This is a genomic window from Synechococcus sp. SynAce01, from assembly GCF_001885215.1.
In the GTDB taxonomy this organism is placed as follows: Bacteria; Cyanobacteriota; Cyanobacteriia; order PCC-6307; family Cyanobiaceae; genus Regnicoccus; species Regnicoccus frigidus.
Map to the genome: position 1 here is coordinate 1,030,165 of NZ_CP018091.1, position 26,643 is coordinate 1,056,807.

Consider the following 26,643-nt stretch of genomic DNA (forward strand, 5'->3'; position numbering starts at 1 on the left):
CAGACTTGCCCGACATCAACCAGTTCGACCCTGACCTGATTGACAGCGACCTCTTTGAAACGGACGGTGCGGTGTTCATGGCGGGCCGCCGCGATCCGGCCGGTTGCCAGGTGGGGCTATTCGGTGTCCCCTATGACGGCACCACCTCGTTCCGTCCCGGCACCCGCTTCGGGCCAGCGGCGATCCGGGAGGTGAGCAGTGGGCTGGAAACCTATTGCCCCCAGCTCGATCTGGATCTTGAGGACCTGGCCTTCGCCGATCTGGGCGCGGTGGCGATTCCCTTTGGCGCCCCGGAGCCAGTGGTGGCCGCCGTGGGCCAGGCCACCGAGGCGGTGCTGGCCCTGGGGCTGAAGCCCCTGATGCTGGGCGGCGAGCACTCGATCAGCAGCGGCGCGGTCGGGGCAGTCGCCGCCCGCCACCCGGATCTGGTGCTGGTGCAACTCGATGCCCACGCCGACCTGCGCCACAGCTGGCTCGGCTCAAGCCACAGCCACGCCTGCGCCATGCGCCGTTGCCTGGAGGTGCTCCCCAGTGGCCAGCTGCTGCAGATCGCCATCCGCAGCGGCACGCGCGCGGAATTCGCCGAACTCAGGCACAGCGGCCGCCTGGTGGGCACCGGCCCCGGCCTCTCTCTGCAGCCCGAGCGTCTGCAGGCCGACCTGGTGGCAGCCCTGGCGCCCCTGCGCGGCAGACCGCTTTACCTAACCGTGGATCTCGACTGGTTCGACCCTTCCGTTCTGCCGGGCACCGGCACACCAGAACCCGGCGGCTTTCTCTGGGGCCACTTCAGCGGGCTGGTGGACGAACTCCGCCACCACCGCCTGGTGGGCGCGGATGTGGTGGAGCTCTCACCCCTGCTCGACCCCGGCGGCAACAGCGCCGTTCTGGCGGCGAAAGTGGTTCGCAGCCTGCTGCTCTTGCTCGGTCGCCCCGCTCAGTAACAGTAAGAGCCGCTGGCCCGTTGTTCGCGCAGGCGCTCGTGCTGCTGGCCGATCAGGTCAATCGCGAGGGTGGGATGGTTGTGCAGCAGGTTCAGAAAACTGAGCCGGCCGAGCTTCACCAGTTCGACGGGAGTGCGGGCGATCGCCTCATGGCGGAAATAGCCCCCACGCCAGACGATGTCGAGATAGCTGAACAGTTCCCCTGGCCTGTAGCAGAGCCGGTCGCCAGCCTGGTCGATGATTTCGACGATTCCTTTGCGCACGGCATAAATGGCATTGGCTGGTTCGCCATGACCAAAAATGCGGGTTCCTGTCGGCAGGGTGAACGTTTCACCATCCAACTGACAGGCCATCAGTTCAACCGGCCTTCCCGGGGAAAGTGTGACCAACCATCTACCTCCTTACAGGGTTTGGGGGAGGGCTGCCTGGCAAAACAAGGGGCCAGAGGCCGGGAGATCATCCAAGCTGGCCCTTCGCCTTGTCACTGACAGCCGCTAAGCAGTCGCTGATTCTAGTTCAGTAAATCGCGTTTCAGGCATTCCTAAACAGAGACAGGCTCCTGTGAGACAGGCTCCAGCAATCCAACCAGGGAAAGCTGGCGATGGCCATAGGGCTGGAAGCTGATTGGCTGAGCCAGAACGGGCTCGACGGACGGGCGCCCGGAGCGCGCCGTCCAGTGGTGACACCAGAGGTCCCCACTCAATTCCGAATGGATCGCCAGCCGTCGCAACTGACACCAGCCAGGCTCACCACCCAAAGGAGCGATGCAGTGACGACAACTGCGACAGTTGGGGCGCTGGCCCATGATCGACTTAATCCAAGGTCCATAAGGTACTGATTTCAATGGGCTGCAAACAGGCGTAGAACCGAACCTCCCGGAAGTCTTCGGGTTTGAAACGCCACTCCATAGGATCGAGACAACGTTTCGGCAACCATTCAGCCATGGCAGGTGATCCCGTTGGCGCTGCCGCCGATCCGCTCCAACTCACCCCCCTGGCCGAACTCTGCAAGGCCGCCGGGGGGCGGATGGTGCCGTTTGAGGGCTGGCAGATGGCAGTGCAATACAAGGGGCTGGTCGAAGAACATCGGGCCGTGCGCGAGCGCTGCGGCGTCTTCGACATCTCCCACATGGGTGTGCTCACCCTCCAAGGCGATGGGGTGAAGAGCGCCCTGCAACGGCTCGTACCCACGGACCTCGATCGCATCGGCCCCGGCGAAGCGCTCTACACCGTGCTGCTCAACGAGGCGGGCGGCATCCGCGATGACCTGATCATCTACGACCAGGGCCGGCCTGATGGACCCGCAGGCCCCGTCGACACCCTGCTGGTGGTGATCAATGCCGCCTGCGCCGCAGCCGACACCGCCTGGCTGCGCGCTCAGCTGGAAACAGAGGATGTGCAGATCAGCGATCGCAAGGGGCAAGGGGTGCTGCTCGCCCTGCAGGGCCCCGAGGCCGCGGCCCTGCTGGAGGCCTTGGTGGGCGAAAGCCTCGCAGGCCTGCCCCGCTTCGGGCACCGCAGCCTGCGGCTCGCCGGCAGCGCCAGCGGCGCGGCGGCGGGGGCAGCCGTGTTCGTGGCCCGCACCGGCTACACCGGCGAGGACGGCTTCGAACTGCTGCTGGAGCGCTCGGCCGGCCAGGCCCTCTGGCAACAACTGCTGAGCAGCGGCGTGCCCCCCTGCGGCCTTGGCGCCCGCGACACCCTGCGCCTGGAGGCCGCCATGCACCTCTACGGCCAGGACATGGACGCCACCACCACCCCCCTGGAAGCCTCGCTGGGCTGGCTGGTTCACCTGGAGATGCCGGCTGATTTCATCGGCCGGGCGGCCCTGGAGCGCCAGACAGCCGAAGGGGTGAGCCGGCGGCTGGTGGGGCTCAAGCTCCAGGGCCGGGCGATCGCCCGCCATGGCTATCCGGTGCTCCTGGGTGGAGCCGTGGTGGGCGAGATCACCAGCGGTACCTGGTCACCGACGCTTGGCGAAGCCATCGCCCTGGCCAGCGTGCCAGCCGAGGCGGCCAAGCTCGGCACCGAACTGCAGGTGGAGATTCGCGGCCAGCCCCAACCGGCGCTTGTGGTGAAGCGGCCTTTCTATCGGCGGCCGTAGGGGACCCGGCCTTGGCTGCTGCCATGGGAAACTCGCAGATTCCTTTCCTCTTCCCCGATGCGCAGTCACGGATGCGGCGATCTGCGTCGTGATGCCGTCGATCAGACCGTTCAGCTCTGCGGCTGGGTGGACCGGCGCCGCGACCATGGCGGCCTGATCTTTCTGGATCTGCGTGATCGCAGTGGCACCATCCAGATCACGGTGGATCCCGAGCTCGCCGGCAACCTGCGCAATGAAACGGTGCTGCAGGTGGTGGGACGGGTGCAGCTTCGGCCAGAAGAGTCGCTCAACGAACGGCTGGCCACCGGTGCGGTGGAGGTGATCGCCAGCCAACTCACCGTTCTCAATGCCATCAAAAAAACGCTGCCCTTCGCCGTCTCCGTTCACGACGACGGCAACGTGCGCGAGGAACTGCGGCTGCGCCATCGCTATCTCGACCTGCGCCGCGAGCGCATGGCCCGCAACCTGCGGCTGCGGCACAGCACGATCCGGGCCGCCCGGACCTTCCTGGAAGGCGAAGGCTTCATCGAGGTGGAAACTCCGATCCTCACCCGCTCCACCCCCGAGGGCGCCCGCGATTACCTGGTACCCAGCCGGGTCTGCGGCGGCGAGTGGTTCGCCCTGCCCCAGTCACCCCAACTGTTCAAGCAGCTGCTGATGGTGGGCGGACTGGAGCGCTACTACCAGGTGGCGCGCTGCTTCCGCGACGAAGACCTGCGCGCCGATCGCCAGCCGGAGTTCACCCAGCTCGACATCGAGGTGAGCTTTCTGGAGCAGGAGGAGATCCTTGACCTCAACGAACGCCTGATCGCCGCGATCTGGAAGACAGCGAAGGGAATCGAGCTGCCGCTGCCCTTCCCCCGCCTCACCTGGCAGGAGGCGATGGATCGCTACGGCACCGACCGCCCCGACACCCGCTACGGCCTGGAGCTGGTGGATGTGAGCGACATTGCCACGCACTCCGGCTTCAAGGTGTTCTCCGGCGCCGTGGCGGCCGGTGGGGCCGTGAAGTGCATCGCCATCCCCGGCGGCAATGAGGCACTCAGCAACGTGCGCATCAAACCCGGCGGGGATGTGTTCAGCGAAGCCCAGGCGGCGGGAGCGGCTGGCCTGGCTTTCATCCGCGTCATTGAGGGGGTGGACCCTGAAACCTCCTTTGATGTCGGCGGCAACCTGGTCGGGATCAACACGATCGGAGCGATCAAAGATGGCTTCACCAAGGCGCAGATGGCCGAGCTGCTGGAGCGCAGCGGCGCCACGCCCGGCACCCTGCTGCTGTTCGGCGCCGGCGACACCGCCACGGTGAACAAGGCCCTTGACCGGGTGCGTCAGTACCTGGCCCGGGAGTTGGGCCTGGTTCCAGCCGAGGCCAGCAACGAGGCCTGGAACTTCCTCTGGGTGGTCGACTTCCCGATGTTCGGCTTCAACAGCGAGGAGAACCGGCTGGAGGCCCTGCACCATCCCTTTTGCGCCCCCAACCCCGCTGACCTCGGCAGTGATCCGGCCAGCTGGGCTGCGGCCTTGCCAAGCGCCCGAGCCCAGGCCTACGACCTGGTGCTCAACGGCCTGGAGCTGGGCGGCGGCTCCCTGCGCATCCATGATTCGGCCCTGCAGCGCCAGGTGCTGCAGACGATCGGCCTGCCCCAGGAAGAAGCGGAACGCCAGTTCGGCTTCCTGCTGGAGGCCCTTGATCTGGGTGCCCCGCCCCACGGCGGCATCGCCTTCGGCCTCGATCGGATGGTGATGCTGCTGGCCGGTGAGGAGTCGATCCGCGACACGATCGCCTTCCCAAAAACCCAGCAGGCCCGCTGCCTGCTCACCCAGGCCCCAGCCGATGTGGCCGCCCAGCAACTCAGGGATCTGCACGTGGCCAGCACCTGGAGCGACGCCGATTGACCCCAGAACTCCAGGAATATCAGGGATTTCAGTCCTGTAGGCCAACTAAAATGGCCTCATAACAACGCAACCCAGAACAACACCATGACTGCCACTGCCACTTCCAGCCAGGCCAGCACTTCCAGCCAGGCCAGCGCCCCACCGATCGACATCGGCATGTCCAGCGAGGAGCGCGAACAGATCGCCGCAGGGCTCAGCCGCCTCCTGGCTGACAGCTACGTGCTCTACGGCAAGACCCATGGCTTCCACTGGAACGTCACCGGTCCGATGTTCAACAGCCTGCATCTGATGTTCATGGAGCAGTACACCGAGATCTGGACGGCGCTCGATGAGATCGCCGAGCGCATCCGGGCCCTGGGTTGTCCTGCCCCGTTCGGCGGCTCCCACTTCGCCGCCCTCTCCTCGATCAGTGAGACCGAAGGGGAGCTCAACGCCATGGAGATGGTGCGGGAGCTGGTGCTCGGCCACGAAGCCGTGGCTCGTACGGCCCGCAGCGTCTTCGCCTCGGTGGAGGCCGCCAGCGATGAACCCACCGCCGACCTGCTCACCCAGCGGCTGCAGATCCACGAAAAAACCGCCTGGATGCTGCGCAGCCTGCTCGAGGCTTGAATCACCTGGGCCTGGCTTCGGTCGTTACGCCCGCTGCGCGGGCAACACGGGCCTACGCCAGGCCCAGGTGATTCGGCTGGGTGGGGCAGCAGGGGAGGGGAAGGGAGCCCTTGAGTTGAAGGAGCCTTTGGGTTGGAGGTCGTTAAAGTTGGCGATCGCCCTGGGGGTTCATGACCAAGTTTGTGTTCGTGACCGGCGGGGTGGTGTCGAGCATCGGCAAGGGCATCGTGGCGGCGAGCCTGGGACGGTTGCTGAAATCGCGCGGCTACAGCGTTTCGATCCTCAAGCTCGATCCGTACCTCAACGTGGATCCGGGCACCATGAGCCCCTACCAGCACGGTGAGGTGTTCGTCACCCAGGACGGCGCGGAGACCGACCTCGACCTGGGCCACTACGAGCGCTTCACCGACACCGCCATGTCACGCCTCAACAGCGTGACCACCGGCTCGATCTACCAGGCGGTGATCAACAAGGAACGCCGCGGTGATTACAACGGCGGCACGGTCCAGGTGATCCCCCACATCACCCGCGAGATCCGCGAGCGCATCCACCGGGTGGCCGCCGACAGTGGGGTTGACGTGGTGATCACCGAGATCGGCGGCACGGTGGGCGACATCGAATCGCTGCCATTCCTGGAAGCAATCCGTGAATTCCGTGGCGATGTGGGCCGCCGCGATCTGGCCTATGTGCACGTCACCCTGCTGCCTTACATCGGCACCTCCGGTGAGATCAAGACCAAGCCCACCCAGCACTCGGTGAAGGAACTGCGCTCGATCGGCATCCAACCCGATCTGCTGGTGTCGCGCTGTGACCGGCCGATCAGCGAAGAGCTCAAGGCCAAGATCGGCGGCTTCTGCGGCGTTCCGGCCACGGCCGTGATCCCCGCCCGTGATGCCGACAGCATCTACGCCGTCCCGATCGCCCTCGAGAAAGAAGGCCTGTGTCGGGAGGTGCTCCATGTGCTCGACCTCGAAGACCGCGACAGCGACATGGCCGGCTGGGAGGATCTGGTGCGCAAGCTGCGCAACCCAGGCCCGGCGGTGAAGGTGGCGTTGGTGGGCAAGTACGTCCAGCTCAACGACGCCTACCTCTCGGTGGTCGCGGCCCTGCGTCACGCCTGCATCGATCGGGATGCCTCCCTCGACCTGCACTGGATCTGCGCCGAGCAGCTCGAAATCGAAGGGGCAGAAGCCCTGCTCCACGGCATGGACGCGGTGGTGGTGCCGGGCGGCTTCGGGCACCGGGGCGTGGACGGCAAGATCCAGGCGATCCGCTGGGCGCGCGAGCAGCAGGTTCCGTTCCTGGGGCTCTGCCTGGGGATGCAGTGCGCCGTGATCGCCTGGGCCCGCCACGAGGCTGGTCTCAGTGGCGCCAGCAGCGCCGAGCTCGATGCCGACTCCCCTGATCCAGTTATCCACCTGCTGCCTGAGCAGCAGGACGTGGTCGACCTGGGCGGCACCATGCGCCTGGGCGTCTACCCCTGTCGCCTGTCCCCGGGCAGCCTGGCCTCCCGCCTCTATGGCGAGGAAGTGGTCTACGAGCGGCATCGCCATCGCTACGAATTCAATAACGCCTACCGCCAGCTCTTCCTCGACTCGGGCTATCGGATCAGCGGCAGCTCGCCGGATGGCCGCTTGGTCGAACTGATCGAACTCGACGGGCATCCGTTCTTCACAGCCTGCCAGTTCCATCCGGAATTCCTCTCCAGGCCCGGCCGCCCCCACCCACTGTTCCGGGGTCTGATCGAAGCCGCCCAGCGCCGCCTGCCCGCCAACGGCTCCGAGTTCGGCGTTTCTCCTGCGAGCACGGCCAGCGAGAGCAACGCCAGCGAAAGTCCTGTCAGCGAAAGGACCAACCAGCCGCTGAGCGAGATCGCGGTCTCCAGCTGAGGGGCCGACTGCCATGGCCGCCGTAGCGATGGTTGAGACCCCCGGGCTTCTGCCCGTGGTGGAAACCTTCCATTCCCTGCAGGGGGAAGGGGCCCATGCCGGCCGCAGCGCCTTTTTCATCCGGCTGGGCGGTTGCGCGGTGGGCTGCCCCTGGTGCGACACCAAGCACTCCTGGCCGCAGGCCAGCCACCCACTGCAGAGCCCCTCGGAACTCTCCGAGCGGGCGGCGCGGGCGGTGGAGGCGGGCGCTGGATTCGTAGTGATCACCGGCGGAGAACCGCTGCATCACAACCTTGATGGCCTCTGCCAGGCCTTGGCCGGTCTCAGCCAAGGCGGCGCCACTCCCTCCAGCTTCCAGCCCCTGCCGCTCCACCTCGAAACAAGCGGCGTGGATCCCTTCACGGGCCAGTTCGCCTGGATCACCCTCTCACCCAAGCCCCATCGCCCACCCACGGCCGAAGCGCTGGGCCGTTGCCACGAACTCAAGGTGGTGGTGCATGAGCCCTCCGATCTGGGTTTCGCCGAGCAGATGGCCGCTGCGGCGCTTCAGGCCCGGAGCAACAACGGGGAACCTGCGGCCGGCAGCCTACCGGTGCTGCTGCTCCAACCCGGCTGGGACAGCGCGAAGGGCCAGGCGCTGGCGGTCGACTTCGTGCGTCAACACCCCAGTTGGCGGCTCAGCCTGCAGACCCATAAGTGGCTGGGGGTGCGCTGAGCGGCCAGGCAGCCGTGGATTCAAAGGCTCATACGGTTCCAATTACGGTGCCAATTACAGTGCCGACCACTGCTCAAGATTCAGCGTGACGGCCTCCCAGAAGCGGAATCTCGTCACCGGTGGCGCCGGCTTTGTGGGATCCCATCTGGTTGATCGGCTGATGGAAGCCGGCGAAGACGTGATCTGCCTCGACAACTACTTCACCGGCCGCAAGGCCAACATCGCCCGCTGGATCGGCCACCCCAACTTCGAGCTGGTTCGTCACGACGTGACTGAGCCGATTTCGTTGGAGGTGGATCGGATCTGGCATCTGGCCTGTCCGGCCTCGCCGGTGCACTACCAGCACAATCCGATCAAGACGGCCAAAACCAGCTTTCTCGGCACCTACAACATGCTGGGCCTGGCCCGTCGGGTCGGGGCCCGCCTGTTGATGGCCAGCACCAGCGAAGTGTATGGCGATCCGGAGGTGCATCCCCAGCCGGAGAGCTATCGCGGCAGCGTCAATACCCACGGCATCCGCGCCTGCTACGACGAGGGTAAGCGGGTCGCCGAAACCCTCTGCTTCGACTACCAGCGGATGCACGGCACGGAGATCCGCATCGCCCGGATCTTCAACACCTACGGGCCACGCATGCTGGCCGACGACGGGCGGGTGGTGAGCAACTTCATCGTCCAGGCGCTGCGGGGCGAACCTCTTACCCTCTACGGCGAAGGCAGCCAGACCCGCAGCTTCTGCTTCGTCGATGATCTCGTCGAAGGGCTGATCCGCTTGATGAACGGGGAGCACTCCGGTCCGATCAACATCGGCAATCCAGGCGAGTTCACGATTCGCCAGCTGGCGGAACTGGTGCGCGAGCGGATCGATCCGTCGCTGGACTTCACCCTGCTGCCCTTGCCCCAGGACGACCCTCTCCAGCGCCAGCCGGTGATCACCCTGGCCCAGCAGGAGCTGGGCTGGGAGCCGACCATTCCCCTGCGCGCGGGCCTTGAGCGCACGATCGCCGATTTCCGCTGCCGCCTCGCGGCCTGAGGCCGGCCCCTGAGCCAGCTCCGGCTGGCGCCGGTTGATCCCCCAAACTGGGCGGCAGTGCTGGGTGCCGGCGTGGACAAGCTGCAGAGCCTTCGGGGCATGGTCGACCTGCTGCCGGAGCAGACGGCGATCTGGCAGCAGGTTGAGGCCGCGGCCCGCAGCCAGTTCCATCGGGCTGGCCTCGCCGAGATCCGCACCCCCCTGCTGGAGGCCACCGAGCTGTTCGCCCGCGGCATCGGCACCAGCACCGATGTGGTGGGCAAGGAGATGTACAGCTTCGAAGACCGGGGCCAGCGCCACTGCACGCTGCGGCCTGAAGGAACGGCCTCGGTGGTGCGCGCAGCGCTGCAGCACGGACTGCTCAACAAGGGGCCCCAGCGCCTTTGGTACACCGGCCCGATGTTTCGCTACGAGCGCCCCCAGGCGGGTCGCCAGCGCCAGTTCCACCAGCTCGGTGTCGAACTGCTGGGTTTCGCCGATCCCCGCAGCGACGCCGAAGCGATCGCGATCGCCTGGGACCTGCTGACAGCCCTGGGAATCGGGAATCTGGCCCTGGAGATCAACTCCCTCGGCGATGCCTGCGATCGCAGCCACTACCGCAGCGTGCTGGTGGAATGGCTCGAAGCCCGCCGCGACCAGCTCGACCCCGAAGCCCAGGGGCGGATCAGCACCAACCCGCTGCGGATCCTCGACAGCAAAAATCCCGAGACCCAGGCCCTGCTCGCCGCCGCACCCCTGCTCGGCGATTGTCTCAGCGCCAGCAGCCAGCAGCGCTTTGAGCGGGTGCGCCAGGCCCTCGACCGGCTGGAGATCCCCTATCAGCTCAATCCCAGGCTGGTGCGGGGGCTGGATTACTACACCCACACCGCCTTTGAGATCACCAGCAGCGAGCTCGGCGCCCAGGCCACGGTCTGCGGCGGTGGCCGTTACGACGGCCTGATCGAGCAGCTCGGTGGCAGCCCCACAGCGGCGATCGGCTGGGCCATCGGCCTGGAGCGGCTGGTGTTGCTGCTCCAGGCAGCCGTGGCCCCGGCCATGCATCCACTGGCCGCGGCGCAGGTGTATGTGATCAGCAGGGGCGAAGCGGCCGAGCTGCAGGCCCTTGCTCTGGCCAGGACCCTGCGCCAGGCGGGCTGCCGGGTGGAGCTGGATCTCACCGCTGCGGCCTTCGCCAAGCAACTCAAACGGGCCGATCGCAGCGGAGCCAGCTGGGCGCTGCTGATCGGGGAAGGGGAAATCGAGCAGGGGGTGGTGATCCTCAAGGATCTGCGCCTGTCCACTGAACAGCGCCTCCCCCCTGAGCTGGCGATCGGGGAGTTGGTCGCGAGGTTCTGCGATGCTGGCCCGCAGCCTTTCTCCTCGCCAACGGCATGACGGCACCGCTCACCGTCCGGACCATCTGTTGCATCGGGGCCGGCTACGTGGGCGGGCCGACGATGGCGGTGATTGCCGATCGCTGCCCGGGCATTCAGGTCACGGTGGTGGATCTCAACGCGGCCCGCATCGCCGCCTGGAATGGTGCCGATACCGCAGCCCTGCCGGTGTATGAACCGGGCCTCGCCGAGCTGGTGGAGCGCTGCCGCGGCCGCAACCTGCACTTCAGCACGGAGGTGGACCAGGCCATCGCCGCCGCCGACATGGTCTTCCTGTCGGTGAACACCCCCACGAAAACCAGGGGCATCGGCGCTGGTGAGGCCTCCGACCTGCGCTGGATCGAAGCCTCAGCCCGCCAGGTGGCTGCCCAAGCCCAGGGACACACGATCGTGGTGGAGAAGAGCACCCTGCCGGTGCGCACGGCCGAAACCGTCAAGGCCATCCTGGGCGCCTACCAGGAGCACAGCGGCACCACCGCCGCTGGCGGTGCCAAAACTTTCGCCGTGCTCTCCAATCCGGAATTCCTGGCCGAAGGGACCGCGATCGAGGATCTCAAGAACCCCGATCGGGTGCTGATCGGTGGCGATGAAACGGCCGCAATCGAGGCCCTAGCGGAGGTCTATGGCAACTGGGTGGCACCGGAGCGGATCCTGCGCACCAACCTCTGGAGCAGTGAACTCTCCAAGCTCACCGCCAATGCCTTTCTCGCCCAGCGGATCTCCTCGATCAATTCAATCGCCGCCCTCTGTGAAGCCACCGGAGCCGATGTGCGCGAGGTGGGACGGGCGATCGGCAGTGACTCCCGGATCGGCAAGCGCTTCCTGGCGGCAGGGCCAGGCTTTGGCGGCAGCTGCTTCCAGAAGGACATTCTCAACCTGGTTTATCTCTGCCGTCATTACCGGCTGGAGGAGGTGGCCCGTTACTGGCAGCAGGTGGTTGAGCTCAACAACTGGCAACAGCAACGGATCGCCCGGCTGGTGGTCAGCCGGCTGTTCGGCACGGTCAGCGGCAAGCGGATCGCCGTACTGGGCTTTGCCTTCAAGGCCGACACCAACGACACCCGCGCAGCGCCCGCCATTCGCATCTGCCAGGACCTGCTCGAAGAAGGCGCCCACCTGGCCATCCACGACCCCAAGGTGAGCAGCAGCCAGATCAGCGCCGACCTCAGCTCCCCGGATTGCTCAGGTGGCGACGGGCTGGGCCAGGGGCTGAGTGGCGAGGGGAGCTGGGAGAGCAGCGCCAACGTGCTGGCGGCTGTCCGTGGTGCTGATGCGGTGGTGGTGCTCACCGAATGGGGCGCCTTCGCCCAGCTCGACTGGCCGGCGATCGCGGCGCTGATGCGGCGGCCGGCCTGGCTGTTCGATGCCCGCGCCATCACCGATGCAGCGGCGGCTCGCTCGGCTGGGCTCCAGGTCTGGAGGGTGGGTGAGGGTGATTGATAGCTTGGCTGGCTTGAGGGCACAGCCGCGATGAGCATTCTGGTCACGGGGGCGGCGGGCTTCATCGGCGCCGCGGTGGCCGAGAGGCTTCTGGCCCGGGGCGATCGGGTGATCGGCCTCGACAACCTGAACAGCTACTACTCCCCCGCCCTGAAGCAGCAACGGCTGCAGCGACTCGAGCGGCACAGCAACTTTCACTTCCAGCGGCTGGCCCTGGAAGACACCGCCGCCATCTCCGAACTGTTTCGCTCGGAGGGATTGAAGCGGGTGATCCATCTGGCCGCCCAGGCGGGCGTTCGCTACTCAATTGAAAACCCGCTGGCCTATGTGAACAGCAATGTGGTGGGCTTTCTCTCGATCCTGGAGGGCTGCCGCCACCACGGCATTGAGCACCTGGTGTACGCGTCCAGCAGTTCGGTCTATGGAGGCAACCGCTGCCTGCCATTCTCAGAGCAGCAGGCCGTCAACCACCCAGTCAGCCTGTATGCGGCCACGAAAAAAGCCAATGAGCTGATGGCTCACACCTACAGCCACCTCTACGGGCTGCCGGCCACGGGCCTGCGCTTTTTCACCGTCTACGGCCCCTGGGGCCGACCGGACATGGCGCCGATGCTCTTCGCCAAGGCCATCCTGTCAGGAGAACCGATCCGGGTGTTCAACCAGGGGCGGATGGAGCGGGATTTCACCTACATCGATGACATCGTTGAAGGCGTGTTGCGCTGCCTCGACAAGCCTGCCACGGCTGAGGAAGGATTCGATCCGCTTCAGCCGAATCCAGCCACGGCCCAGGTGCCCCACCGGCTGTTCAACATCGGCAACAGCCAGCCAGTGCCGCTGCTCAGCTTCATCGCCCTGCTGGAGCAGGCCTTGGGGGTGAAAGCCATTCCACAATGGGAGCCGATGCAACCCGGTGATGTGGTGGCAACGGCGGCTGACACCACAGCACTGCAGCAATGGGTTGGATTCGCGCCCCACACACCCTTGGAGGTGGGTGTGGAGCGCTTCGCCAGCTGGTACCTGAACTGGGCTCAGGCGGAACCCACGGCCACATAGGAGCCGTAGAAGAACAGACCAACCACGAAGATCACCGCGATACCGCCAGCGGTGGCCACCAACCAGAGGGGCAGCACACCCTCGGTCCAGCGGCTGCGCCAAGCAACAGCGGGGCGACCGTCGGGAAGACGGTCGGGGATGCGGCCATCAGGCAGGGCTGATTTCTTACCACTCATGGCGAAATTGCGAAGTCAGGTTGAGGTCTCAGTTGAAGAAGTAGCTGGTGAACAGCACACCGATCACGAAGACCAGCAGCAGGCCGAGATAAAGGCTGGTGCGGTTCAGCTCAACCGGCAAATTGTTCGGATTCGGATTGCGCTCCATGGTTCTGATTTCAGCGACGGACGAACTGCATGGCCGCAAGGGCACCCAGGAAAAACACCGTGGGGACACCCAGGGCGTGAACGGAAAGCCAGCGCACCGTGAAGATCGGATAGTTGCGCGGCGTCGTGGCGGTTGGGGATTGACTCATCGGATTACTTCAAGCGCAGATCAAGCTGGTCTTTGCCTTCGTAGCGCTGGCTCACGACCGGAGCCTTCGCTTCCTGAGCCTGGAAATAGGCATCAGGGCGGGGGGTTCCGAAAGCGTCATAGGCCAGGCCCGTGGACACGAACAGGAAACCTGCCAAGAAAATGGCCGGCAGGGTGACCGCATGGATCACCCAGTAACGGATGCTCGTGATGATCTCGAAAAAGGGGCGTTCCCCGGTGGAGCCGGCAGCCATGGCAGCGGGCGAATCAGCTGAGCAAATCCTAAGGGGCGACTCGCTGCCGAGGCGCCCGAAGCCGCTGGTTGGTTACACAGGGTCGCCGATCAGCCGACCCAGCGCAGCATGTTGCCCCGCTCTCCGAGAACAAAGCCTTTGCCGTTGCCTGTGAAGGCGATTCGGTTGAAGTTGGTGGGCTGCTTGGCCCCCACTGGATCCCGCTGCCAGCTGGCTCCCCGGTCGCGACTGACCAGCAGGGTGCCGCTGCCGCCACCGGCCCAGATCGCGCCGCTGGGATCCCAGGCCATGTCGAGATAGCCGTAGCCATTGGTGATCGGGATCAGCGGTTTGCTCCAGTCCTCCGGATCGGCCGCATCGCCGTTGAAGCGCAGCTGGGCGCCACGGGTGACCATCCAGAGGCGACCGTCCGGTTCAAAACCCATGCTCTGCACCCGCTGGCTGCTGACCCGCTGATGGGGTTGCCAGGTCGCTTGGCCCGGATCCCAGGTGGCGAAGAAGTTGCCAAGGCTCGACACACTGACGTAACGCCCGTCCGGGGAACGGCGCAGGTCACGGACCGCTCCGGCCGCATCACTGACATCGGCCTGCCAGCTGGCTCCGCCGTCGTCCGTTCGGTAGATCGCGCCGACGCTGGTCGCCAGTTCGGCCTGCTTGGCCCCCAGGGCGGTCACGAGATAGGGCTCACCGGGAAGTTTGGTATCAAGCAGCAGGCGCTCCCAGTTCTGGCCGCCGTCGCCGGTGCGCAGCAGCAGGCCGGGCTGTCCGGCGATCCAGCCCTCCTGGCCCTTGAAGTCAACGCTGAGCAGGCGGTAGTTGTCGCCCTCGGGCAGGTCGAGCGAACGCTCCTGCCAGCTGGCGCCGCCATCCTCGGTTTCCAGGATCAGCCGGTTGCTGCCCACCAGGAAGCCATGCCGGTCGTCGGTGAAGGCCAGATCGAGCGGGCTGGCCTTGGTATCGAGTGCCACCGGCTGCCAGGGGCTGGTGGGCGTGACGGCCAGGCCGGTGGTGACACATCCACTCAGGCCGAAGCTGAGGCCCAGGGCCAGCACCACACCCAGCAGGGAAGAAAGCAGTCGGTTCACGGGTCTCAGCGGAGGGAATAGAGGGACAGGAAAAAGGCGAAACCCAGGGCAAGCCCCCCGAAGATCAGCACGTTCTTCTGGCCTGGGGTGAGCTTGTTGACCCCCAGACCGAAATTGAGGTTCTCCTCAAAACCGCTGGCCTGATTGCGGGGGCCGATGTCCCGGAAGGCCCCCACCCGGCTGCGGCAGACCGGGCAACGGAATGCAATCGGATCGAGGGCACTGAAAGGCACGCCGGCGGCGATGTTCAGCTTGCGGATGCCCTCGCCAGGGTCGTAGACGAAACCACAGCTGAGGCATTCGAAACGGTGGGTGTCCGGATCGGTGCTCTCACTGGGGTTCGGCCTCAGACCAGCAGCTGGTGTGGTCGCCTGGCTGCTTGCCTCAGTCGCGACATCCGGGTTGGCTTCGGCCGGAAGGGCGTTCTGGTCGTCGTCCTGACCACTGACCATCGTGATGGACCCCCGGGCTGAAGCTCAACTCTATCGAGGCCCCTCCAGGCCTAGAGCCGAGTGTCGCCGGAAACCGCCGCTTTCAAGGGATGGGTGCCAGACTTCCGCCCAGGTTTGGTCGGCTGATGTTCGTACTCCCGGGCTATGACGCCTTTCTCGGTTTTCTGCTGATTTCAGCGGCAGTGCCGATGTTGGCTCTCGTCACCAACAAGCTGTTGGCGCCGACCTCGCGCAATGGGGAACGGCGGCTTACCTACGAATCGGGCATGGAGCCGATCGGGGGGGCCTGGATTCAGTTCAACATTCGTTATTACATGTTCGCCCTGGTCTTTGTGATCTTCGACGTGGAGACGGTGTTCCTCTATCCCTGGGCCGTGGCCTTCAACCAGCTCGGCCTGCTGGCCTTCATCGAAGCCTTGATCTTCATCTCCATCTTGGTGGTGGCCCTGGCTTATGCCTGGCGCAAAGGCGCCCTCGAATGGAGCTAACCGGATCACCACCATGACCATCACTCCCTCCACCACCAATCCACTGGCCGCCCCCGGGCTCGGTGCCCCGTCGATCGACGCGCTGCGCGATCTGCGGGCCGCGAGCTGCAACCCGGTCGGGGCGCCCACCGTGACTTCGGATCTCTCCGAGAACGTGATCCTGACCAGCCTCGACGATCTGCACAACTGGGCTCGGCTGAGCAGCCTCTGGCCCCTGCTTTACGGCACGGCCTGCTGCTTCATCGAATTTGCAGCCCTGCTCGGTTCCCGCTTCGATTTCGACCGCTTCGGCCTGGTGCCCCGCTCCAGCCCAAGGCAGGCCGATCTGCTGATCACCGCTGGCACGGTGACCATGAAGATGGCCCCGGCTCTGGTCCGGCTCTACGAGCAGATGCCTGAGCCCAAATATGTGATCGCCATGGGGGCCTGCACGATCACCGGCGGCATGTTCAGCGCCGATTCCACCACCGCCGTTCGCGGGGTGGACAAGCTTATTCCGGTGGATCTCTATATTCCCGGCTGTCCGCCCAGGCCGGAAGCGATTTTTGATGCCGTCATCAAGCTGCGCAAGAAGGTGGGCAATGAGGCCTTAGCCGAGCGGGCCAACCTGCTGCCCAGCCACCGTTACCTCACCATTGAGCACCAGCTCAAGCCGGTTGCACCGATCGTGACCGGGGCCTATCTCAAGGCCGAAACCCAGAAGGCCGCCCTCGCCGCGGCCGACGGCCTGCCGATGGCAGCAGCCGATTCAGTCCCCAGCTCCGAGCCTGTTCCCGCCAGCAGCGCCTCCAACGATGCCTGAGTCTTCCGACAACGCTCCAGCCACGCCATCCTCGCAACCCCAGGAGGGCGCCGAACTGGCGATCCCGGCTGCCGGCCCGATCAGTCAGTGGCTCAACTCCCAGGGCTTTGAACACCGCTCTCTCGGCCCCGATCACATCGGCGTGGAGCTGATCGGCATTGAGCCGGTGTTTCTGCCGATGGTGGCCGCCGCGCTCAAGGCCTTCGGCTTTGACTATCTCCAGTGCCAGGGCGGCTACGACGAAGGCCCCGGTGGCCAGCTGGTCAGCTTTTATCACCTGGTCAAGCTGAGCGCAGCTGCCGTTGCTTCGCCGGCCCCGGGCAGCAAACCCGAAGAAGTGCGCCTGAAGGTGTTCCTGCCGCGGGATGGCGCGCTCACGGTGCCCAGCCTCTACGGGCTCTTCCGTGGCGCCGATTGGCAGGAGCGGGAAACCTTCGACATGTACGGCATTCAGTTCGAGGGCCATCCCCATCCCAAGCGCCTGCTGATGCCCGAAGACTGGAAGGGTTACCCCCTGCGCAAGGATTACGTTCAGCCCGATTTCTACGAACTTCAGGACGCTTACTGAACAGCTTCAGGCCACTTCTGAGCTTTTGCCGCTCTTGTGCTTGCGGAAGAAGCGCATCACTGCCAGGGCGAGGTTGCGTGGATCGTGGCGGAGGCTGGCGTCGGCCTGGTTCCCCTGCAGCGGGGCCTGCATCACCTCGTAGCCCTGGCCGCGCAACTTGGTGGCATCACAGATGACCGGGTCAGCGCCGCGGGCGCGGTAGTGGTGGATCAGCCGGTTGTTGCGCAGGGATTCCTGGGCGAGTACGGCGGTGAATAGCCGTTCCTGGACGCCGAGGCTGGCCAGCTGGGCTTCGATGGCCCGCAGATGGCCCTCCACATCAAGCCGATCGGTTTCCCCGGGCTGGGTCATCAGGTTGCAGATGTAGAGGCGGGGAGCCCGGCTGCGTCTGATCGCCTGGACCAGTTCCGGCACCAACAGATTGGGCAACAGCGAGGTGTAGAGGCTGCCGGGACCCAGCACAATCAGCTCAGCGTTGGCGATGGCTTCAATCGCCCGGGGCAGGGCTGGCGGCCGCTCGGGGGTGCAGCCCAGCCGCACGATCGGGCTGGTGGCCTGACCGATCGACGATTCACCTTCAAGCCGGTCGCCGTTCTCGAGTTCGGCCCAGAGCCGCACATCGGCCGTGGTGGCTGGCACCACCTGGCCCTGCACCGCCAGCACCCGGCTGCTGGCGGTGATCGCCGATTCGAGGCTGCCGGTGATCGCGGTGAGAGCTGTGAGGAAGAGATTGCCGAAGCTGTGGCCCTCGAGGCCGCTACCGGCCTTGAAGCGGTACTGAAACAGGCGGGTGAGCAGGGGCTCTTCCCGGGCCAGGGCCGCCAGGCAGTTGCGGATGTCGCCGGGTGGCTGCACCCCCAGCTCCCGCCTGAGCACGCCGCTGCTGCCGCCGTCATCGGCCACCGTCACAATCGCTGTGATGTTGCTGCTGTAGCGCTTGAGGCCACTGAGCAGGGTGGCCAGGCCGGTGCCGCCACCGATCGCGACCACATTGGGGCCGCGGTTGAGGCGACGCTGGGCCAACAGGGCATCCACCAGCACGGTGCCCTTTTCTGGAGCCAGTGCCTGCTGGATCGAATCAAAGCTGCGGCTTTGTCCCCAGATCACCAGCCCGGCTCCGGCCACCAGCACCAGCGGACCGGTGACACCCCGCGGCAACACCTCGGTGAGCTGGGTGAGAACCCAATTGAGTGATTCCAGCGACCAGTAGATCGGCTTGAGATCGGCGAGGATGGCGGCTCCCAGCAGGGCCAGGAGCAGCCCCAGGCCGGAGGTGAGCATCCAGCGCTTCACCACCAGACCAGGCTGCAGCCAGCGCACGGCGCGGCGTGAGCGGCTCACCAGATCCTGTTGACGCTGGTCGCCACGTCCCATCCAACCGGGACGGCGCAGCCGCCGGCCATGCAGGCGTCGGGGGAGGTGGGGGCGCTGGGGGTTCAAACCGACAGGGCGTCACGCCACAGCACGGAGTCCATGAACTGTACGGATGAACAACTTGAAAGCAAGTTTGACCCCTTCCCTGCCATGCGCAGGCCAGCCGGTACTGGAACTTGGCAACATCAGCATGCGCTGGGGCAGCAACTCGGTGCTCGATGGCCTCAGCCTGACGCTTCAAGAAGGGGAGCGGCTGGCGGTGGTGGGGCCTTCAGGAACCGGTAAATCAACCGTGCTACGAATCCTCGCTGGCCTGCTGCTGCCCAGCGAGGGTGAGCTGCGGATCAACGGAATCGCCCAGCGCTACCTGCGCATCGACCAGCCCCGGCCGCCCGATGTGCGCCTGGTGTTCCAGAACCCGGCCCTGCTCGGTTCGCTCACGGTGGGGCAGAACGTCGGCTTTCTGCTCTATCGCCACAGCCGGCTGCCGGAACGCGAGATTCGCGCCAGGGTTCAGAAGGCCCTGGAGGCCGTGGGTCTGCTCGGCATCGAAGACCAGCTACCCGGAGAGCTCAGCGGCGGCATGCAGAAACGGGTGAGCTTCGCTCGGGCCCTGATCGACGATCCCAGCCAGTCGTCTGGCCAGCACCCCCTGCTGCTCTTCGATGAACCGACCGCCGGCCTCGATCCGGTGGCCTGCACCCGCATCGAGGATCTGATCGTCACCACCAGCCGCATGGCGGGGGGCTGCTCGGTGGTCGTCAGCCACGTGATGAGCACGATCCTGCGCTCCGCCCAGCGGGTGGCGATGCTCTACGACGGCCACCTGCAGTGGTGCGGGGGCATTGAGGAGTTCGAGCAAACGGCCAATCCCTATGTGGCCCAGTTCAGAAGCGGTAGCCTGCAGGGCCCGATGCAACCGACGGAACTATGAAGCGTCATGCGTCGTAGCGTCCGTGAGGCCTTGGTTGGGTTCTCGCTGCTTGGAGCCATTGCCGGTGGCTTAGGCCTGTGGTTCTGGTTGCGGGGGATTTCACTCAGTCAGAACAACTGGATCATCAAGGCGACCTTCGCCGATGCCGCAGGCCTGGCCGATCGCTCGCCGGTTTTTTACCGCGGCGTCCAGGTGGGCAGCGTCAAAAGCATCGAAACCACCTCGCAGGCCGTGCTGGCGGAACTGGAGATCAGTGATCCCAATCTGCAGTTGGCCAGGCCGACCGTGGCCCAGGTCGAGACCGGTTCGCTGCTGGGAGGCGATGCCCAGGTGGCCCTGATCAGCAGGGGCAATCCGCTGCCCAAGAACGCTCCCCTGCCCGGTGCCAATGACTGTGACAAGGACCTGATGGTCTGCGCCGGTGGCGAACTCCAGGGTGTGGAGGCCGCCAGCTTGAACAGCGTCACCGAATTGATGCAGCAACTGCTCTCCCAGGCCGATCGCGAACAGATCCTGCCCCAGGTGGCCAGCACCACCCGCAGTTTTGACGCCACCTCCAAGGAAGCCAACCTCTTCCTCAAGGAAGCCCAGCGACTGGTCAGGGAGCTGAATGCGGCGGTCGGTAAAGCCGATCCGATCCTGGCCAACCTCAATGCGGCCAGTGCCGATGCCGCCGCTGCCGGTCGGCATGTCCGCAACCTCACCGCCAGCCTCGATGACCCCAAGACCCTGGCCGAGATCAAGACCACAGTGAGCAACGCCCAGCGGCTCACCGCCCGGGTCGATGCCGTCGGTGGCGACGTCAGCAAGCTCACCAGCGACCCCGAGTTCATGGATGGGGTGCGCAGCGTGGCGATCGGACTGGGCCAGCTGTTCGACGAGATCTACCCCGCCCAGACGGGACTGGCCCGCGACAAGGCCCGGCAGGACCAGCAGGGCCAGGACAAACAAAGCAAGCCGCCACAGCGCCAGGTTGCTCCCTAACGGCCGGGCCCGGCTTCAGCCCGGCCCGGCTTCAGGTGCCATTGAGAGCGTCGAGGGCGATGGCGGCGATCGCCTGGTCGCTGGCTTTGGGCAGCTGCACGTACTTGCCGCCGGCTGCTTCAGCCAGGTCCTTGCCCATGCCGCTGCCGATGAACTTGCGCTCGGTGTCGATCACCAGCAGCTTGATCCCCAGGGCCCGGTAGCGGCCGGCCACCCGGATCACCTCTTCTTTGAGGTCCACTGGCTCCTCGCCTTCCAGGGGCGGCTGGCCCAGGGATCGCGCGAGGGGCACGTTGCCGCGGCCATCGGTGATCGCCACCACCACCACTTGGCCCATGTCACCGCTGGCAAGGGCATTGGCGCCGACCCGGGCTGCCTGGGTGAGGCCGTGGGCCAGGGGTGAGCCGCCGCCACAGGGCATCTGCTCGAGGCGGCGACGGGCGGCGGTGATCGAGCGCGTGGGGGGGAGCAGCACCTCGGCCTGCTCGCCGCGGAAGGGGATCAGGGCGACTTCGTCTCGGTTTTCGTAGGCCTCGGTGAGCAGGCGGATCACGGCCCCCTTGGCGCTCTGCATGCGGTTGAGGGCCATCGAACCGCTGGCGTCCACCAGGAAGATCACCAGGGAGCCGGCCTTGCGCTGCAGCTGCTTGGCGCGCAGATCACCCTCCTCAACGATCACGGTGCGATGGGGTTCGCGGGCGCGGCGGGCCTTCTGGTGGGGGGCGGCGGCCCGCAGCGTGGCATCCACAGCGATGCGGCGCACAGGGCCGCGGGGGAGCATCGGCTTGACGTAGCGGCCGCGCGAGTCGGAGAGCACCACCGAGCGCTTGCCACTGCCGCCGCCTCGCGATTTAGCCGCAGCGAACAGCAGCAGATCGGGGTCGATGGCGATCGCCTCAGGATCGAGCAGAAACTCCTCAGGCACCTGGGGCGGCGCCTGGTCGTCGGGATTGTCGTCCTGGTTGTCGTCGTCGGTGTCGTCCGGGTTGTCCGGGTTGTCGGGCTCGGAGGTGTCCTCGGGATTGTCGTCAGGGCTGTTTTCTGAGTTATCTTCGGAGCCGTTTTCTGGGGGCTGCTGCGGGGGTTCGGGCGGCTGCTCTGGCGGCTGCTCGGCCTGGGGCGGCGGCGGGGGCTCCAGCGGTTGCTCTGGATCGGGCGGCGGCAGCTGCAGGGCGCGCGGCGCGATCACCAGCCGCACCGCCACCTGCAGGTCGTCGGCATCTACGCGGTCGCGGCCGCACAGGGCCGCATGGGCCCGCGCCACCCGCACGGCGTAGAGCTCGGAGCGGTGGCCTTCCACGCCGCCGCGCAGGGCCTCCTTCACCAGATAGACGATCTGCTCGCGGGCAATCACCACATCGGGGAGCCACTGGCGGGCCAGCAGCAGCTGGGTGGCCAGGGCATCGGTTTCCTCCTGCCAGCGGGCGCGGAAGGCTTCGCTGGAGCTGCCGTGGTCGAGGGCGGCGCTGGTGATCGCCACCCGCTGATCCATCGCCAGCAACTGGTTGGCGGAGAGAACAATGGCGAAGCGATCGAGCAGGTGATCGCGCACCGCCCCCTCTTCGGGGTTGTAGGTGGCGATCAGCAGGGTGCGGCAGGGGTGGGAGAGGCTGAGGCCTTCGCGCTCGATCCGGTTCTCGCCACTGCCCACCGCCGCCAGCAGCAGGTTGGTGATGCCGTCGTCGAGCAAGTTGAGCTCATCGACGTAGAGGACGCCGCGATGGGCTTCAGCCAGCAGGCCGGGCTGGAACACCGCGGCGCCGGCGGCCAGGGAGGCGGTCACATCGACTGAGCCCACCAGCCGGTCTTCGGTGACGCCCAGGGGCACCTGGATGAACGGAGCCGGGATCACCGCCGTGGGCAACAGGGCGGTGGGATCGGCGCCGCTGGGGTCCCCCCCCAGTTCGGTGATGCGGGCGCACACCGGCCCATCCCAGTCGTCGGGACGCAGCGGATCCACATTGAGGCGACGGCAGGCTTCGCCCAGATCGAGCACGTCGATCGGCGGCAGCAGGGCATGCAGGCCACGGGCCAACACCGACTTACCGGTGCCGCGGCCACCAGCAATCACAACGCCGCCCAGGCCGGGATCCACCGCTGCCAGCAGCAGCGCCAACTTCAAGGTGCCGTGGCCGGTGATCGCCGCCAGCGGAAAGGCGCGCGCAGCGGCGTTGGCGGCCGCGGCTGCAGAGGCTGTTGTTCCGCTGACAACCATGGGGGCGGAGGGCGGAAAAGAGTGAACTCAGTCTGGCGGATCGCTTCCCAGGCCCAGGTGCAGGGCTGCCTTCTAGAAGCGCGACATCGCCTTGATCTTGGAGATCTTCTCGGCATCAAGGCCGCTGAGTTCGTCGAGCTGGATCAGGTCTTCCTTCAACAGGTTGGCGAAAACAAACAGGATTCCGTCGAGGCGCATGTCGAAGCGCCCCTCAATCACGTGACGCTGGGTGCTCAGGTAATCGTGCAGCTGCCAGAGAGACTCAGCCGAGCTGATTGAATCCGCCTGGCTGCGAACGGTGCTGATCAATGTGGCGATCGCGCGGCCGTAAGCCGTGTTGAAAGCCCGCTCAGCGATGGCCTGTTCCGCCTCGCTCCAGCCGATCACAACCGCTAGCGCCATAAAAATCTCTTTCGATAAATGACCCTAATGGGGAGCTGATGGGGCCGCGAGTGGAGCGGAGGAATTCCGGCGCTGCAGAGCGAACGCGCGCTGGCGTGGCAGCTGAAACCAGGCCATGGCTGGGAACTCATGGTGCTCCCAGTGGTAGCCGAAGTGATAGCAGGCCAGCAAAGACAACCATTCCGGCAACTCCAGGCTGCGGGCATGGTGGCGATTGCCAGCGCCGTGCCGGTCACGGTGCGGCAGGTAGGTGCCAAAGACAAACAATTGCAGCGAACTGAGCAGCAGGGGCAAGGTGCAGAACAACAACACATGGACCAGTCCTGACTGGACACTGCCCGGACCGGGGGCCACCGCGGCGGATCCGATCAACAGCCCCCACCAGCCCAGCAGCAGCAGCATCTGGGCGCCGGAGAGATAACCCGCCAGGAAGTGGAGATACCAGCGCAGCCCACCCCACGCGGGATCGGGCCGGTGATCGGGGTCATCGGCCCGATCCCGCGTGGGGTGGCGGATGGTGGCGGATGTGGTTGGCCCGGCAAGCGCCATAGGGCAGGCAGCCATACAGCCCCAGGGCCAGTTGCCCCAACTGGTGGTTGGCCTGCGGCCGGCCTGGAAGCAGCAGGCCATGCATGGCGTCGTGGGCCACGATGAACAGGCCGGTGTGGAGCAGCGTGCGGATCAGCACCGCCAGGGCCAGCAGCGGCAGGGGAAGTAAGCCCAGATCAGCTGGCAGCAAGACCACCAGGCTGGTGGTCCAGGCCAGCAGGATCAGGGCGGCGAGCCCCAGGCCCGTGTTGGCGGGGATGGGGCTCAACTGGACAACCTCAACGGGCGTACTTGAGCAGGTCTGCTGGGGAGGCCAGCAGATCAATGGCCACGAAGTAGATCTTGCCCTCGGGATTGAGCAGGAAACGCCAGGCCACGTTCATGCCCACGCCGGCGCCGAACCAGGGGGTCTGGACCTTGCCGGTGACCTTGATCTGGGTGAACTCGCCATCGGCGGGCTCGGAGTAGCCCGATTCGGGCAGCAACCGCAGGTTCTGACAATCTTCGCGGAAGAAGCGCAGCACGGCCTCCCTACCGACGATCGGCTTCTGGAAGGGGGGCTGCAGGGCCCCGTCGGGAAGGAAGAGTTCGATCAGGTTGTCGAAGTCGTTGGCGTTGAGCAGATCCATGTAGGTGGTGACCGTGGGGCTATCCAGCCCGCTGATCAAGACCTTTTTGCGATCGGCTTCCGGCGTGGGTGCCACCACCGGCTCCATGACCCGCTGGCCTTCGCCCTTGGCGGGGTCGTAGCCCATGTCAACGACGAAGTTGCGCAACAGGGTGATCTGCTGGCCCTGCTCCACGCCCCTCAACGAGCTGAGCACGGATGCCGCGTTGGCGGAGAGCTGATAGCCCTTGGGAATCGGAGCCACGAGGCCAGCGGCCATCCACTCTCCGAGTTGATACCAGAAGCCGAGCTTGATGTTGACCGACCAGCTGGCGTAGGTACGACCGACCTGGAAATCGGTCCTGTTGGCGAGATCACACATCAGCTGGCTCTGCTCGGTGAAGCCCATGGCCTTGATCGCGCTGAGCGTGGCCTCCGCAAACTGCATGCGGGCAGCGCCGGGGGCCGCGACGGTGATGGTGGTGCCCATCTCGAGGTAGGCGTACCAGATCAGAGCCAGCTGGTCTTCGGCGCTGAGCAGCCTGAAGCGAGCTGTGATGGCAGGTACGGCGTCCGCGGAGAGCGTGTCCGGGAAGATCTGGGAAGCCTTCTCGAGGGTGAACATATGCGGTCAGACCCAATTGTTAAGGAAGCTTACGAAGCCTAGTCGACAAGCGATCGACTTGGTATGAAGATTTAACAGAAAAATGTAATCAAGACAACAAGGCTGGCCTGCTACCGACTGGATCCATGTCAGCTTCAAGCCATGCCAGGTTCAAGCCATGCTTCGTTTCCTGCTTAACGCCATCTGGTTCGTGCTCGGGGGCTTCGTGATGGGCCTGGGCTGGTGGCTGGCTGGTCTGGTGGCCGCGATCACGGTTGTGGGATTGCCCTGGGCGCGGGCCTGTTTCGTGATCGGCAATTTTTCGTTCTGGCCATTCGGCTACGAGGCGATCAGCCGAAGCGAACTCACCGGCCGCACTGACCTGGGCACCGGCCCCCTGGGGTTGGTGGGCAACGTGATCTGGTTTCTGCTGGCGGGCTGGTGGCTGGCGATCGGCCATGTCACCTCCGCCCTGGCCTGCTTCGTGACGATCATCGGCATTCCCTTCGGAATCCAGCACATCAAGCTGGCCCTGATTGCCCTGGCGCCGATCGGCCTGCAGGTGGTCCCGAGTGGCACGCGGTCGCAGGGAGGGCTCTGAAGCGGCAGCGCAGCACCGCCAGAGCCTCATCGGGCAAGCCCAAAAAGCGATCCAGCCAGGGCTCGCCGCAGGGCTCGATCGTGGCCACCCCCACCAGCAGGGCCGTGCCGTCGCCCGCCAGGGGCTGGCCGCTGCTGCGGTGCCGTTGGCTGACCAGCGCCCCACTGGTCAACTCGGTGTCGACCCGCAGGGCCGGAGCGCGATAGAGCGAGCCCAGCGAGAACAGAAAGCGGGCCCTGAACTGCAACGTCACCGCGCCGCTTTCACCATCCAGGCTGCCGGCCAACCGCTCCGGCTCGATCGCGATGCGCAATCCCGGCGGCAGGGGCAGACCCAGGAAACGGGTGCTGCGCCAATCGAGGGGCGGGATCGTCAGCTCAGAGGGCTCAAAGTCAAGCGCCAGTCCAGCGACTGGGGCCGCCGGTTGGCGCTGGCCGCCTAGCGGATCGCCGCCGATCCGCCCGAGGCCCCCGCCGCCGCTGGCGTTGTAACGGAAGCGGGGATAGCCACCGATCGTCAGGGCGCAGCCCGCCAGGGTGGAGAGCTGCAGGGAACTGGAACTCATCGTTGGCGCAGGGACTCCAGTTCTCCCTTGCTATTGCTCTCGGCGAGGGCGTCATAGCCACCGATCAACGCACCGTCGATGAACACCTGGGGCACGCGGCTCTCGCCCTCGGGCTCGATCACCAGATGGGGGATGTCGAGGCTGCGCAACAGGCGAAGCGCGCGCCAGGAAAAGGGGCAGCCGGGGCGCACGGCGATGGTGACCCGCGGCTCGGCGGTTGAGCCTGACGAAAGGACCGCCGGCAGGTGCTCGGCTGGGACTTGGGCCATGGCCGGGGTCGGCAGCGGACCGTCGAGCAGGCCCACCAGCAGATCGGCGCCCTTGAGCACCAGGCTGCCAGGCTCCAGGTGGCCGCCCCACACCTGGCACTCGGAATCGGAGAGGCTCAGGTGCAAATGCACGCCTTGCGGGGCCACGGTGCCCTGCAGGGTGATGATTTCCAGCTCTCCCTGGAGCACGGTGGGAGCAGCTTTGCCGGGGCACTGAAAGGCAGCCTGGGACAGGTTGCCCACCACACCGAGCACGAAGCCGGAGGCTCCCTGCTCCAGCGCCAGCTGCTCCAGCGCCAGGCGCAGGTCGCTGCCGGGCAGGAGATGGAGGGGCACAGAACGCATCGGCAGGGCTGGGACAAGCAGGGGG

At 66.0% G+C, this 26,643-nt stretch carries 31 protein-coding genes; 16 read left to right on the forward strand and 15 right to left on the reverse strand.

Going from position 1 to position 26,643, the window contains the following annotated elements; all coding sequences use genetic code 11:
* Positions 1-77 precede the first annotated feature (77 nt).
* Entirely contained in the window at positions 78-941 is an 864-nt protein-coding gene (speB, locus tag BM449_RS05390; protein WP_071802003.1) for an agmatinase, read from the forward strand.
* Here the strand turns inward: speB and BM449_RS05395 are convergent.
* Complete coding sequence (locus tag BM449_RS05395) at positions 935-1,294, reverse strand: Crp/Fnr family transcriptional regulator (RefSeq protein ID WP_071800387.1); 360 nt, start codon at positions 1,292-1,294, stop codon at positions 935-937. The genes speB and BM449_RS05395 overlap by 7 nt on opposite strands.
* 589 nt (positions 1,295-1,883) lie before the next feature.
* On the opposite strand from BM449_RS05395, the gene gcvT reads away from it, so the two are divergent.
* From gcvT to BM449_RS05445, 9 genes are all read left to right on the forward strand, one after another.
* Positions 1,884-3,044, forward strand: a complete 1,161-nt coding sequence (gene gcvT / locus BM449_RS05405) for a glycine cleavage system aminomethyltransferase GcvT (RefSeq protein WP_071800389.1) — start codon at positions 1,884-1,886, stop codon at positions 3,042-3,044.
* Between the two features lie 57 nt (positions 3,045-3,101).
* Positions 3,102-4,940, forward strand: coding sequence for an aspartate--tRNA ligase (gene aspS, locus BM449_RS05410; protein WP_071800390.1), 1,839 nt, complete (start codon positions 3,102-3,104; stop codon positions 4,938-4,940).
* Positions 4,941-5,024: 84 nt separating this feature from the next.
* Positions 5,025-5,549: a Dps family protein gene (locus BM449_RS05415; RefSeq protein WP_071800391.1), complete on the forward strand. Its 525-nt coding sequence runs from the start codon at positions 5,025-5,027 to the stop codon at positions 5,547-5,549.
* 170 nt (positions 5,550-5,719) lie between these two features.
* On the forward strand, positions 5,720-7,438 hold the full coding sequence (locus tag BM449_RS05420) for a CTP synthase (RefSeq protein WP_083544410.1): 1,719 nt from the start codon (positions 5,720-5,722) through the stop codon (positions 7,436-7,438).
* A 13-nt stretch (positions 7,439-7,451) separates the two neighbouring features.
* Positions 7,452-8,153 (forward strand): 7-carboxy-7-deazaguanine synthase QueE, encoded by a 702-nt coding sequence (locus tag BM449_RS05425; protein WP_233831133.1) that lies wholly within the window; start codon positions 7,452-7,454, stop codon positions 8,151-8,153.
* Between the two features lie 85 nt (positions 8,154-8,238).
* Entirely contained in the window at positions 8,239-9,183 is a 945-nt protein-coding gene (locus BM449_RS05430; RefSeq protein WP_071800392.1) for a UDP-glucuronic acid decarboxylase family protein, read from the forward strand.
* A 72-nt stretch (positions 9,184-9,255) separates the two neighbouring features.
* Entirely contained in the window at positions 9,256-10,557 is a 1,302-nt protein-coding gene (gene hisS / locus BM449_RS05435; protein ID WP_071802005.1) for a histidine--tRNA ligase, read from the forward strand.
* Entirely contained in the window at positions 10,554-11,996 is a 1,443-nt protein-coding gene (locus tag BM449_RS05440) for a nucleotide sugar dehydrogenase (protein ID WP_071800393.1), read from the forward strand. The genes hisS and BM449_RS05440 overlap by 4 nt, the downstream gene beginning before the upstream one ends.
* 30 nt (positions 11,997-12,026) lie before the next feature.
* On the forward strand, positions 12,027-13,049 hold the full coding sequence (locus BM449_RS05445) for an NAD-dependent epimerase (protein ID WP_071800394.1): 1,023 nt from the start codon (positions 12,027-12,029) through the stop codon (positions 13,047-13,049).
* Here the strand turns inward: BM449_RS05445 and BM449_RS05450 are convergent.
* The 6 genes from BM449_RS05450 to BM449_RS05475 all read right to left on the reverse strand — a co-directional run bounded on the left by BM449_RS05450 (position 13,025) and on the right by BM449_RS05475 (position 15,311).
* Positions 13,025-13,225, reverse strand: a complete 201-nt coding sequence (locus BM449_RS05450; RefSeq protein ID WP_071800395.1) for a photosystem II reaction center protein J — start codon at positions 13,223-13,225, stop codon at positions 13,025-13,027. The genes BM449_RS05445 and BM449_RS05450 overlap by 25 nt on opposite strands.
* Positions 13,226-13,253: 28 nt before the next feature.
* Positions 13,254-13,373, reverse strand: a complete 120-nt coding sequence (locus BM449_RS05455; protein WP_071800396.1) for a photosystem II reaction center protein L — start codon at positions 13,371-13,373, stop codon at positions 13,254-13,256.
* Positions 13,374-13,383: 10 nt separating this feature from the next.
* Positions 13,384-13,521: a cytochrome b559 subunit beta gene (gene psbF, locus BM449_RS05460; RefSeq protein ID WP_071800397.1), complete on the reverse strand. Its 138-nt coding sequence runs from the start codon at positions 13,519-13,521 to the stop codon at positions 13,384-13,386.
* A 4-nt stretch (positions 13,522-13,525) separates the two neighbouring features.
* Entirely contained in the window at positions 13,526-13,774 is a 249-nt protein-coding gene (gene psbE / locus BM449_RS05465; RefSeq protein ID WP_071800398.1) for a cytochrome b559 subunit alpha, read from the reverse strand.
* 89 nt (positions 13,775-13,863) lie between these two features.
* Positions 13,864-14,859, reverse strand: coding sequence for a photosynthesis system II assembly factor Ycf48 (locus BM449_RS05470; RefSeq protein WP_071800399.1), 996 nt, complete (start codon positions 14,857-14,859; stop codon positions 13,864-13,866).
* A gap of 5 nt (positions 14,860-14,864) precedes the next feature.
* Positions 14,865-15,311, reverse strand: coding sequence for a rubredoxin (locus tag BM449_RS05475; protein WP_071800400.1), 447 nt, complete (start codon positions 15,309-15,311; stop codon positions 14,865-14,867).
* A gap of 125 nt (positions 15,312-15,436) precedes the next feature.
* On the opposite strand from BM449_RS05475, the gene BM449_RS05480 reads away from it, so the two are divergent.
* The 3 genes from BM449_RS05480 to BM449_RS05490 are packed head-to-tail and all read left to right on the forward strand — an operon-like array spanning position 15,437 to position 17,169.
* A complete protein-coding gene (locus BM449_RS05480; RefSeq protein WP_071800401.1) occupies positions 15,437-15,799 on the forward strand; it encodes an NAD(P)H-quinone oxidoreductase subunit 3 in 363 nt (120 codons plus the stop codon).
* Positions 15,800-15,812: 13 nt separating this feature from the next.
* Positions 15,813-16,601, forward strand: coding sequence for an NADH dehydrogenase subunit K (locus BM449_RS05485; protein WP_071800402.1), 789 nt, complete (start codon positions 15,813-15,815; stop codon positions 16,599-16,601).
* On the forward strand, positions 16,594-17,169 hold the full coding sequence (locus BM449_RS05490; protein WP_071800403.1) for an NAD(P)H-quinone oxidoreductase subunit J: 576 nt from the start codon (positions 16,594-16,596) through the stop codon (positions 17,167-17,169). Before BM449_RS05485 ends, BM449_RS05490 begins: the two co-directional genes overlap by 8 nt.
* A gap of 6 nt (positions 17,170-17,175) precedes the next feature.
* On the opposite strand, the gene BM449_RS05495 is transcribed toward BM449_RS05490, so the two are convergent.
* A complete protein-coding gene (locus BM449_RS05495) occupies positions 17,176-18,543 on the reverse strand; it encodes a gluconeogenesis factor YvcK family protein (protein WP_071800404.1) in 1,368 nt (455 codons plus the stop codon).
* Positions 18,544-18,733: 190 nt separating this feature from the next.
* On the opposite strand from BM449_RS05495, the gene BM449_RS05500 reads away from it, so the two are divergent.
* The gene (locus BM449_RS05500) at positions 18,734-19,477 is read left to right on the forward strand and encodes an ATP-binding cassette domain-containing protein (protein WP_071802006.1); all 744 of its coding nucleotides are present in this window, start codon (positions 18,734-18,736) and stop codon (positions 19,475-19,477) included.
* A 6-nt stretch (positions 19,478-19,483) separates the two neighbouring features.
* On the forward strand, positions 19,484-20,461 hold the full coding sequence (locus BM449_RS05505; RefSeq protein ID WP_071800405.1) for an MlaD family protein: 978 nt from the start codon (positions 19,484-19,486) through the stop codon (positions 20,459-20,461).
* A 31-nt stretch (positions 20,462-20,492) separates the two neighbouring features.
* Here the strand turns inward: BM449_RS05505 and bchD are convergent, their stop codons facing one another.
* From bchD to BM449_RS05525, 5 genes are all read right to left on the reverse strand, one after another.
* A complete protein-coding gene (bchD, locus tag BM449_RS05510; RefSeq protein ID WP_071800406.1) occupies positions 20,493-22,676 on the reverse strand; it encodes a magnesium chelatase ATPase subunit D in 2,184 nt (727 codons plus the stop codon).
* Positions 22,677-22,748: 72 nt separating this feature from the next.
* Positions 22,749-23,078: a hypothetical protein gene (locus BM449_RS05515; protein ID WP_071800407.1), complete on the reverse strand. Its 330-nt coding sequence runs from the start codon at positions 23,076-23,078 to the stop codon at positions 22,749-22,751.
* A 24-nt stretch (positions 23,079-23,102) separates the two neighbouring features.
* Positions 23,103-23,627, reverse strand: coding sequence for a fatty acid desaturase (locus BM449_RS05520; RefSeq protein ID WP_162922846.1), 525 nt, complete (start codon positions 23,625-23,627; stop codon positions 23,103-23,105).
* The gene (locus BM449_RS14945; protein ID WP_162922847.1) at positions 23,563-23,895 is read right to left on the reverse strand and encodes a hypothetical protein; all 333 of its coding nucleotides are present in this window, start codon (positions 23,893-23,895) and stop codon (positions 23,563-23,565) included. The genes BM449_RS05520 and BM449_RS14945 overlap by 65 nt, the downstream gene beginning before the upstream one ends.
* 10 nt (positions 23,896-23,905) lie before the next feature.
* Complete coding sequence (locus tag BM449_RS05525) at positions 23,906-24,859, reverse strand: orange carotenoid-binding protein (protein WP_071800408.1); 954 nt, start codon at positions 24,857-24,859, stop codon at positions 23,906-23,908.
* Between the two features lie 157 nt (positions 24,860-25,016).
* On the opposite strand from BM449_RS05525, the gene BM449_RS05530 reads away from it, so the two are divergent.
* Positions 25,017-25,439, forward strand: a complete 423-nt coding sequence (locus BM449_RS05530) for a YccF domain-containing protein (protein WP_071800409.1) — start codon at positions 25,017-25,019, stop codon at positions 25,437-25,439.
* Here the strand turns inward: BM449_RS05530 and BM449_RS05535 are convergent.
* Both BM449_RS05535 and BM449_RS05540 read right to left on the reverse strand, forming a co-directional pair.
* Positions 25,360-26,004 carry a hypothetical protein gene (locus BM449_RS05535; RefSeq protein ID WP_071800410.1) on the reverse strand — a complete coding sequence of 215 codons (645 nt, stop codon included), beginning with the start codon at positions 26,002-26,004 and terminating at the stop codon, positions 25,360-25,362. The two genes, BM449_RS05530 and BM449_RS05535, sit on opposite strands and share 80 nt — an antisense overlap.
* A complete protein-coding gene (locus BM449_RS05540; RefSeq protein WP_071800412.1) occupies positions 26,001-26,618 on the reverse strand; it encodes a DUF296 domain-containing protein in 618 nt (205 codons plus the stop codon). The genes BM449_RS05535 and BM449_RS05540 overlap by 4 nt, the downstream gene beginning before the upstream one ends.
* Between the last annotated feature and the right edge of the window lie 25 nt (positions 26,619-26,643).